General features: G+C 70.7%; 5 protein-coding genes. 2 read left to right on the forward strand and 3 right to left on the reverse strand.

Going from position 1 to position 6,854, the window contains the following annotated elements:
* Positions 1 to 151 precede the first annotated feature (151 nt).
* Positions 152 to 3,217: a protein kinase domain-containing protein gene (locus ACTIGN_RS14840; protein ID WP_439625125.1), complete on the reverse strand. Its 3,066-nt coding sequence runs from the start codon at positions 3,215 to 3,217 to the stop codon at positions 152 to 154.
* A gap of 146 nt (positions 3,218 to 3,363) precedes the next feature.
* On the opposite strand from ACTIGN_RS14840, the gene ACTIGN_RS14845 reads away from it, so the two are divergent.
* Both ACTIGN_RS14845 and ACTIGN_RS14850 read left to right on the forward strand, forming a co-directional pair.
* On the forward strand, positions 3,364 to 3,588 hold the full coding sequence (locus ACTIGN_RS14845) for a hypothetical protein (protein WP_439625127.1): 225 nt from the start codon (positions 3,364 to 3,366) through the stop codon (positions 3,586 to 3,588).
* On the forward strand, positions 3,585 to 4,007 hold the full coding sequence (locus ACTIGN_RS14850) for an HNH endonuclease (protein WP_439625129.1): 423 nt from the start codon (positions 3,585 to 3,587) through the stop codon (positions 4,005 to 4,007). Before ACTIGN_RS14845 ends, ACTIGN_RS14850 begins: the two co-directional genes overlap by 4 nt.
* Before the next feature lie 3 nt (positions 4,008 to 4,010).
* Here the strand turns inward: ACTIGN_RS14850 and ACTIGN_RS14855 are convergent, their stop codons facing one another.
* Together ACTIGN_RS14855 and ACTIGN_RS14860 are read right to left on the reverse strand one after the other, a co-directional pair.
* On the reverse strand, positions 4,011 to 4,268 hold the full coding sequence (locus ACTIGN_RS14855) for a hypothetical protein (RefSeq protein WP_439625131.1): 258 nt from the start codon (positions 4,266 to 4,268) through the stop codon (positions 4,011 to 4,013).
* 497 nt (positions 4,269 to 4,765) lie between these two features.
* A complete protein-coding gene (locus ACTIGN_RS14860) occupies positions 4,766 to 6,565 on the reverse strand; it encodes an acyl-CoA dehydrogenase family protein (RefSeq protein WP_439625133.1) in 1,800 nt (599 codons plus the stop codon).
* Positions 6,566 to 6,854 lie beyond the last annotated feature (289 nt).

Below are 6,854 nucleotides of genomic sequence, written 5' to 3' on the forward strand. Positions count from 1 at the left end.
GCGGTCCACGGCCGCATGAAACGAACGTCTACCAACTAATGTGATCCCTACCCGTCCGCGCCGCCCGCTCCGTCCGGTGGGGCGGACGTGCCCGTCTGCCGCGCACGGGCGGCCGGAGGCGGACACGAATGCCTGCCCCACCGGGTGGGAACTACGCCGGGACGAGGTAGGTCCGGGTGACGCGGTCGTGGGGCGGCCGGTCCGGGAACCGCAGGGCGACCACGACGTACACGAGCAGCAGGACGAACGCGAGCAGCCACAGCGACGCGGCCAGGTACACCCGCTCGGGCTCGGGCACCGGCACCTGGAGCGCCGCCGAGGCGAACAGCACCGCGGCCACCGGGAACCACACGACCGCCCGCAGCCCGCACACGCGGCGGGCCGCCGGGGTGCCGTCGGCCCGGACCACCGCGATCCCGGACACGAGCATCGACACCCCGCCGCGGAGCAGCGTCGCGACCGCGATGAACCCCAGCGGGACCAGCACGAGCACGGCGAGGATCGGCTCGGCCTCGTTCCGCCACGGGGCCGCCCGCTTGGCCCGCGGGGTGCCGTCGGCCGCGCCGGCCCACTGGATCGCCTCCCGCACCTCGACCGGGTAGCCGTTGTGTCGGTCCTCGGCGTCCGGGTCCTGCCGCTCCACCTGCTCCAGCACGACCCGCTGCGGGGTGAACAGCAGCGGGCGGCGGGCGGCGGCCTCGCGGCGCTTCTGGTCGCGGTACTCGGTGAGCCGCTCCTCGAGCCGCGGGTGCTTCAGCGGCTCGGCCAACTCGCGGAACCCGCCGAGTTTCTTGCGCTTCTCCGGGTCGTGCAGCGAGGCGAGGGCCGCGTCGGCCTGCTCGGCCCGCACCTTCGCGACGAGCGCGAGGAACGGCGACACGGCGGCGGTGAGGACGAACAGGAGCGTGAACGGGAGGACGAGCACCGCGGCCTGGATGCCGAGCTGCGCCGCCCGCACCGAGGGGGTCACTTCGGGCCGGTGCGCGTGCGTCTCGGCGAGGTCGCGCTGGATGTCGGCGAGGGACCCGTAGCCGCCGTCGGTGAACAGGCGGTCGAGGACGGGCGCGGCGTGGCCCGGCACCGGGGCGCGGACCGGCCCGGCGTGCGCCCGCGGGCGGCCCTCCAGCGCCAGCGACGCGACCTCGCGGAGCAGCCCGAGCGGCGCCACGTCGCCGTGCGCCGGGCCGGCGGCCGCGGCGCACTCCAGCACTTGCAACCGGCCGTTCGTCTCGGCCCACACGCGGTCGAGGCTGATGCGGGCGGGGGTGGTGCCGTCGGCCTCGGCGGCGCGGAACTCTTCCACCAACTGCTCCAGCAGGAGCCGGGCGTCGGCCCAGCGCAGCGGGCGGGCGGGGGTGATGAGGTCGGCGAGCGGGGCGCCGAGCGGGGCCGCGAACGCGACCCAGTCGAACGCGGCGCCGGCCCAGGTGAGCGAGCCGCTGCCGAGGTGCCGGAGCCGCGTCGGGCGGGCGGCCTCGTGCGGCGGGGGCGCGTCCCCGGCGGGGCGGAGCCACAGCAGCACCGACCGGGCCAGCGCCCGGTCCTCGGCGGCCCACACCTGCTCGCCCCCGGGCTCGACCGCGAGCCGCCCGCGGACCGCGTAGACGCCGACGAACGCCGGCAGCGGCTCGGCCGGCGGCGGGAGCACCGCGGCCAGCGGGGTCGGGTGCTTCACCGGGAGCCGGAGCTTCCGCCGCGGGAGCGGCCGCTGGGTGACGTGGCACCCGCTCGCGAAGTCGTGCACCCCGCGGAACCCCCACCGCCGCTGCGCCTGCACGAGCAGCCCGAGCGCCGCCAGGACCACGATGGCCCCGGTCGCGACCCCGCCGCCGGTGGCGCCGAACCAGTGGACGAAGTCGTCGTGCAGCACCGCGGCGCTGAGCGCGCCGAGCGCCATCGCCCGGAACACGGCGGCGCGCACCAGGCCGCGCAGCACGCCCGGCGGCTCGGTGCGGCCGACGCGACTGACCCGCAGCCCGAGCAGCGCCTTGCCGAGGGTCGCGCCGAAGATCCCTTCCGCGAGCCCGAAGTAGAGCACCGCGATCGCGATGGCGACGGGCCGCACCTCGACCGGGTTCAGGTGCCCCTCGGCGAACGTCCCCAGGGTCCGGGCGAACTCGATGGGGAACGCGACGAGCGACACCGCGATCATGTCGAGCAGGTACGCGCCGACCAGCACGCGGGGCCGGGCCGGGTGGTGGTGGGTGGGCAGCAGCGCGACGAGCGCCTCGCGCAGGTCGTCGAGCGACTGCCACCGCCGCTCGCGGTCCCGGTCGAGCCCCTTCATGACGACCGCTTCGAGCCCGCGGGACACGTCGGGCCGCTTCTTGCGGACCGGCGGCGCGTCCTCGGAGATGGCCTTGGCGAGCGCCGCGGTGATGCTCTCGTGGTGGTACGGGGCCTCGCCGCACAGCAGGTAGTAGAGCGTGGCGCACAGCGAGTACACGTCGGACCCGTAGTCGAGCGGCTCGCCCCGGATCTGCTCGGGCGACGCGAACAGCACCGTGCCGAGGAACGCGCCGCTGGAGGTGAGGTGCTGGTCCCGCGACCCGACCAGCGACTTCGACAGCCCGAAGTCGCCGACCTTCACCCGGCCGTCGGCGGTGAGGAAGCAGTTGCTCGGCTTCATGTCGCGGTGGATCATGCCGACGCGGTGCGCCTCGGACAGCCCCTCGATCACGTCGAGCATGTACCGGACGGCCCGCTCGCCGGGGAGCGGGCCTTGTTTATCGACGGCGTCCTTGAGGGTGTCGCCGGGCATCAGCTCCATGACGATGTACGGCCGGCCGGCGTCGGTGTCGGCGGCCTTCACGAACACGCACCGCGGGTGCGAGAGCTGGCTCGCGAGCCGGCCCTCCTGCTTGAACCGCTCGACGCTCGTGGGGCTCGACGCGAGCCGCGACGACAGCAGTTTCACCGCGACGCGGCCCGACGACCCGGGCTCCTCGGCCTCGTACACCGCGCCCATGCCGCCGGCCCCGAGCATCCGCAGGAGCTTGTACCCGCCGATGCTCTTGGGGGCGGTCTCGGGGCCGAACGGGACGTCCTCGCCGGCGCTGGACACGCCCGAGAGCGGCTCGAAGTGTGCGGTGCGGGTGGCGTCGGTGTCGCCGGCGCTGATGCTGAGCCGCGCGCCGCAGTACATGCAGAACGCCGGCGCGTCGCCCCCGTCGGACGACGACAGACCGCGGCGGCACTGGGGGCAGGTGATGGTCATGGGGGTCGGCCGGCGCAACCGGAGAGGTCGGGCTTGAAGTGCAATTATCGGCATCGGCCGCGGAAACTCAAGCAGCGGAGCCCCGACGTTGCGTGAACCGCGGCCCGCGGCGATAATTCAACCAGTCGCCGCACCCCGGAGGGGCCATGACCGCCGTTGTTGAAACGCCGCTGGAACTGCTCGAATCGGTCGCCGGGATGCGGTTCCCGCCGAAGACCGACGCCCGGCTCCAGTCCCTCATGGACCGGAACACGAACGGCCTGCTGACTCCCGACGAGCGGGTCGAACTCGAATCACTCGTGGAACTGAGCGAGTCGATCGCGATCGTCCGGGCGAAGGCGCTCCGCGTCCTCGGACGGAAGTCGCCGTGACGTCGTGGGCCGAGACGGTTCGGCAGGTCGCCGCCCGCGCCGGGAATCGGTGCGAATACTGCCGCATGCACCAGTCGCTCCAAGGCGCGACGTTTCACACCGAGCACATCTCACCTCAATCGGCTGGGGGCTCCGATGCCCCTGAGAACCTGGCACTCGCATGTCCGGGATGCAACCTCGCGAAATCGAATCGGGTGGCGGCGACGGACCCCGAAGCGGGCGGGACCGTACCCCTCTTCAACCCCCGGACCCAGAGGTGGCGGGACCACTTCACCTGGGACGCCAACCGGCGCGTCATCGGTCTGACAGCCATCGGTCGTGCGACGGTGGACGCGCTCGACTTGAACCGGCCGCGGCGGTTGACGATCCGCGAAGCCGAGGAGTGGTTCGACCTGTTCCCGCCCGACGACCCGACCTAACGGTCAACTCTTCCCCAGCACGAGATCGACGACCCAGCACCCGCGGACGTGCGGCACCGGCCCGCGGCAGTGCGTCAGGATGTCGTCGCTGTCGCACCCCGCATCTTGCAGCGCGTCGGCGAGGATCGGCATCGCGCCGAAGTCCCGCGACTCGTACATCTGCTGCGCAATGGCGACGACGGTCGATGTGCGCAACTCGGGGGAGAAGGCTACCGACCGGAACGGGTTCCCAACGACATCGCGAATGATTGCTGCCTGCACCCGCAATTCTTCTCCATCGCCGTGTTCGGGCCGTTCGTATCCTCCACTCTTGGACCACGCGACGGCTACCGCACAGTGTTCGGCTACGTCTGAATTGTAACCCCGGGCCGCTGAGCCAAGCGCGAACACCACCTCAAGCGATTCGCCCCCTTCAATCCCAACCGCCTCGATGACATAGTCGGAGAGTGGACGCGCATGCTTGGCCTGGATCGCTGGCTCATCCGCGAGAGCGGTACGCTCAAAATCAGTGAGCAACCGAGCCGCCCGATCATCGGGCAGGAGGTGAAGAACTCTTCGGCAACACGCAACCGAGAATAACGTCTGCTTCCGAAACGACCACTGCGGGGAACTCAGCGCAGTCGAATACATCGCATCATCGAATCGCGGTAAAGTCAGCCATTCCGCTTCGGTCATGGCAACTACCTCGGCGAGCCGGGAACGTCAGTGACCGGAGTGACGTCGCTCCGGTCACTGACATTCCCGACTCGCCCCTGCGCTCAGAACTTCGCGATCATGCCCTTTGCGGTGGCGAGCAGGTTGGCGTCGTCGTTGTCGTCGAAGGCCGCGAAGCGCTCGCGGATGCGGCGGAACGCGAGTTCGAGGAAGTAGCGGCCGGCGGTGACGTCGGCGTAAGGGTCGGCCGGCGTCGCGGTGCCGTTGGTGGCGGGCTTCGTCATGAGGTGGTCGAGCCGGGCCAGCACGCACGCCGAGACGTACAGGTCGATGGCGATGTCCGCGATGCGCTCGTGGACCAGCTCGGCCTGTGCGAACGTCGCCTCGTCCTTCAGCGCCATGAAGACGTGCGGGAGCTTCAGCCCGAACTCGCGCGTCAGGCGGCCGAGCGCCTCGGAGTCGTCCCGCAACTCGAACGCCTTCACCGGAACGGCCGGCGTGCCGACCGTCAGCCACGGGGCCGCGAGCTTGCCCACCACGCCGATCGACTGCCCGAGCTTCCGCAGGCTCCACTTCCCGGCGAGCATGTCGTCGCGGAGCGTCTTGAGGTGCTCGCCCGGCCCCTTGCTCCCGACCACGGCGATGAACGCCTTCAGCACGTCGTTCGCCCCCTCGCCGATGGTGTTGATGCGCGCGTCGCGCATCCACCGCTCGATCGGCTGGTCGCTGAAGTACCCCTTGCCGCCCCACACCTGGAGGGTGTCGTTCACGATGGTCCACAGGTGCTCGGTCGCGAACACCTTGAGGATCGCGGTTTCGAGCATGTAGTCCGGCGCGCCCTTGTCGATGAACGCGGCGCACTCGTTGGTCGCCGCCTCCATCGCGAAGCAGTGCGCCGCCGCGAACGCGATCTTCTTCTGGACGAGGTGGAACTCGCTGAGCGGTTGCTGGAACTGCTTGCGACTCTTGGCGTGCTCGGTCATCGCCTTGATGCACGCCTTGGCGTGGCCGGTGCAGGTCGCGCCGAACGTGACGCGGCCGTAGTTCAGCACCGTGAGCGCCGTCTGGAGCCCGCGGCCGATCTGCCCGAGGATGTTCTCCTTGGGCACCCGCATGTTCGTGAACCGGATCTTCCCGGTCGCGGTGCCGCGGATGCCGCACTTCTCGGCCCGCTCGACCAGCACCTCGAACCCCGGCATGTCCGGCGTGACGAGAAACGCGGTCACCTTCCCCTTCGGGTTCTTGGGGTCCGGCGTGCGGGCCATCACGGTGAGGATGTGCGCGATGCCGCCGTTGGTGATGTAGTGCTTCGTGCCGTTGAGGATGTAGGCAGAGCCGTCGTCGGTGGGGGTCGCGGTGGTCTGCACGTTCCCCGCGTCGGACCCGGCCTCGGGCTCGGTGAGCGCGAACGCGCACAGCTTCGAGCCGTCGTACAGTCCCGGCAGCCACTTCGCTTGTTGTTCCTTGGTGCCGAACAGGGTGAGCGCGCGCACGCCGATGCTGTGGTGCGCGTTCACGAACACGGCGACGCTCGCGTCGTGCCCCCCGAGTACCTCCATCGTCTTGAGGTACTGCTGCTGGCCGAAGCCGAGGCCGCCGAACTCCGGCGGGATGGTGAGCTTGTACGCGCCGAGGTCCGCGAGCCCCTTCACCACCTCGTCGGGGATGCGGGCGTCGCGGTCGATCTTCATGTGGTCGATGTGGGCGTCGGCGAAGGCCCGCACCTTGGCGGTCATCTCGTCGGCGGCGGCCTGCTTGTCGGCCGGGAGCGTGGGGTACGGGAACAGCAACTCGCCCTTGAACCGGCCGAAGAACAGCGCCTTGGCGAACCCGACGTCCGGGCCGGCGATGAGTTCCTCGACGTCCTTGCGCTGCTCCGCGATCTGCTGGGCCGTGAGCGCCATGTGCGAGTACCCCCGAGAGGATGTCCGTGTTGAGGGGACGGGGTCTGAGATGCTTTTATTCTACGCGACGAGGGGCGCAACGCGACGAGGGGCGCAAAAGGTCACGAGAGAGGTTTCCCTCTCCCGTGCGGCGTCGGATCGGTCTACTTCTCATCCTGGCCCGCGGAGGGCTCACGGCACCGCCGACCGGTGGGGGGATAATTACTCCCCGGAACCCCGATCGGCGGGGTTGCTCCAGACCGGGGAGTAATTATCCCCCCACCGGTCGAAAGCGGTGCTGGAACAGCCC

Source organism: Gemmata sp. (assembly GCF_051859125.1).
Lineage (GTDB): Bacteria > Planctomycetota > Planctomycetia > Gemmatales > Gemmataceae > Gemmata.

What these genes read in the sequence shown, in the direction of transcription:
- ACTIGN_RS14840 (WP_439625125.1), bottom strand. Translation starts at nt 3,217, where the DNA reads ATGACCATCACCTGCCCCCAGTGCCGCCGCGGTCTGTCGTCGTCCGAC.
- ACTIGN_RS14845 (WP_439625127.1), top strand. Translation starts at nt 3,364, where the DNA reads ATGACCGCCGTTGTTGAAACGCCGCTGGAACTGCTCGAATCGGTCGCC.
- ACTIGN_RS14860 (WP_439625133.1), bottom strand. Translation starts at nt 6,565, where the DNA reads ATGGCGCTCACGGCCCAGCAGATCGCGGAGCAGCGCAAGGACGTCGAG.